This window comes from Microbacterium sp. Leaf351, assembly GCF_001423825.1.
In the GTDB taxonomy this organism is placed as follows: Bacteria; Actinomycetota; Actinomycetes; order Actinomycetales; family Microbacteriaceae; genus Microbacterium; species Microbacterium ginsengisoli.
In genome coordinates this window covers 48,426-50,709 of sequence record NZ_LMPK01000001.1, presented here as the reverse complement: position 1 = coordinate 50,709, position 2,284 = coordinate 48,426, and the positions used below count along the sequence as shown (strand labels likewise).

The window sequence follows — 2,284 nt, the reverse complement described above, 5'->3', positions numbered from 1 at the left end:
GCGCAGGGCACGATCCCCGGTGCTCAGCCCGACGCCACCTTCAAGCAGCGTCTCGTGGACTTCTACAAGACCTCGGCGAACGCCGACCTGAAGGACTTCTCCTACGCTCCCGAGTCCTACGACGCGATCGTGCTCGCCGCGCTCGCTGCCGACAAGGGCAAGGGCACCGACGGCCCCACGATCCAGGCGAACCTCGCCGCGGTCTCGGGTGTCAACGGTGGCGAGAAGTGCGCCGACTACGCCTCGTGCCTCGCCCTGCTGAACTCCGGCAAGGACATCCAGTACACGGGCAAGGCGGGCATCGGCCCGTTCAACTCCGAGAACGACCCGTCGAGCGCCTTCATCGGCATCTACAAGTTCGACGCGACCAACGTCCCGGTGTTCCAGAAGTCGATCCAGGGTTCGACCAACTGATCTCCTGATCACAGCGAAGGGGCGGGTGCGCGAGCACCCGCCCCTTTCGTGTGCCCGCCGTCGCCGCGCCACGCTTGACACGCGGAGCTCTGCATGATTGGTTAGTTACTCAAGTAATGAACCATGTGAGCACGTCGGGAGGGCCGTTACCGGATGGATGAGACGCGCCCGATCTTCGTGCAGGTCGCCGAGCAGATCGAGAACCAGATCCTCGCCGGCCTGCTCGCGGAGGACGCGCAGATCCCGTCGACGAACGAGCTCGCCGGGTTCCTTCGCATCAATCCGGCCACCGCGCTCAAAGGAGTGAACATGCTCGTCGACGCCGGGATCGTGGAGAAGCGTCGCGGGATCGGGATGTTCGTGACGAGTGGAGCCCGCGAACGGGTCGCGGGCCGTCGGCGGAGATCGTTCGCCGACGAATTCGTGCGTCCCCTGATCGTCGAGGCCTCGACACTCGGCATTGAGGCCGACCAGCTCATCGACCTGGTGCGCGCCGAGTGCGCCGCCGCCGCGAACACCGACGTAAGGATCGCCTCATGACCGCCGCAGTCGCCCGCACCCGCGGGCTGGTGAAGCGCTACGGAAAGCTCGCGGCGATCGACGGCGTCGACGTCGAGTTCGCCGAGAATCGCATCTACGGCCTCCTCGGCCGCAACGGCGCCGGCAAGACGACGCTCATGCAACTGCTCACGGGGCAGATCTTCGCCGACGGCGGCTCGGTCGAGGTCTTCGGCCGCTCGCCGGTCGAACGCGGCGACGTCCTGCGTCGCCTGTGCTTCATCGCCGAATCGCAGCGGTACCCCGAGGGCTTCACGCCGGCGCATGTCTTCTCTGTCGCTCCCTGGTACTTCGAGAACTGGGACGCGGACTTCGCGAGCCGCCTCATCGCCGATTTCGCGCTTCCCCTCCGCCGGCCCATCAAGAAGCTGTCGCGGGGGCAGCTGTCCGCCGTCGGCGTCGTCGTCGGGCTGGCCTCCCGTGCCGACCTGACGTTCTTCGACGAGCCGTATCTGGGTCTCGACGCCGTGGCGCGACAGATCTTCTACGACCGGCTGCTGACGGACTACGCCGAGCACCCGCGAACCGTCGTGCTCTCCACCCATCTGATCGACGAGGTCGCCGGCATGCTCGAACACGTCGTCCTCATCGATCGCGGGCGCATCCTGCTCGACCAGGACGCGGATGAGCTGCGCGGCTCCGCAACGGCGGTGGCGGGGCCGGCTGCCGCGGTCGACGCGTTCGCCGCCGACTACACGATCATCGGACGGGAGCGTCTCGGCGGGCTCGCGTCGGTCACGATCGACGGCCGCCTCGACGCGGCCGCGCGAGCCCGTGCCGCGCACTCCGGCCTCGAGCTCGCCCCGGTGTCGCTCCAGCAGCTCGTCGTGCACCTCACCGGAGACGATCTCGCGAGCCCCGACGCCCCGAACCGGAGGGAAGCCGCATGAACGCGCTCACCGTCGTCGGATCGGCGCTGCCTCGCGCCGGTCGCATGCGGCGCAATCCGATCTGGCGCACCGTACGTCTGCACGCCGTGAACCCCGCCGTGTTCTTCGGCATGCCATGGGTCATCGCGGGCAGCGCCTGGGTGGTCTCGATGGTCGTCGGCCTGATCATCCGGAGCGTGGCCGGTGGGATCGACATCGAGGGGATGCGCTACAGCTGGGCCGTGCTGTCGCCCCAGTGGTACCTGGTGGTGGTCGGGGTGCAGGCCGTCGGGCTCACGTTCTCCTTCGCACTCGGCATCGGCTCGACCCGGCGGGACTACTGGATGGGCACCCTCGTCATGTTCGTGCTCGTGTCCGCGGAGATGGCGGCGCTCACGGCCGCACTCGTACAGGTCGAGAAGGCGACGGGCGGCTGGTGGCTC

At 68.1% G+C, this 2,284-nt stretch carries 2 protein-coding genes and 2 pseudogenes; all 4 read left to right on the top strand.

From position 1 onward, the window contains the following. Window positions 1-414 (top strand): annotated as a pseudogene (locus tag ASG00_RS15920) (ABC transporter substrate-binding protein); the annotation flags it as partial. 153 nt (window positions 415-567) lie between these two features. Further along, window positions 568-954 (top strand): GntR family transcriptional regulator, encoded by a 387-nt coding sequence (locus tag ASG00_RS00200; RefSeq protein WP_056206032.1) that lies wholly within the window; start codon window positions 568-570, stop codon window positions 952-954. Continuing rightward, complete coding sequence (locus ASG00_RS00195; RefSeq protein WP_056206030.1) at window positions 951-1,862, top strand: ABC transporter ATP-binding protein; 912 nt, start codon at window positions 951-953, stop codon at window positions 1,860-1,862. Before ASG00_RS00200 ends, ASG00_RS00195 begins: the two co-directional genes overlap by 4 nt. Continuing rightward, window positions 1,859-2,284 (top strand): annotated as a pseudogene (locus tag ASG00_RS14990) (hypothetical protein); the annotation flags it as partial. The gene ASG00_RS00195 and the pseudogene ASG00_RS14990, both read left to right, overlap by 4 nt.

Coding starts and splice junctions, on each gene's coding strand:
- ASG00_RS00200 (WP_056206032.1), top strand. CDS start 568: ATGGATGAGACGCGCCCGATCTTCGTGCAGGTCGCCGAGCAGATCGAG.
- ASG00_RS00195 (WP_056206030.1), top strand. CDS start 951: ATGACCGCCGCAGTCGCCCGCACCCGCGGGCTGGTGAAGCGCTACGGA.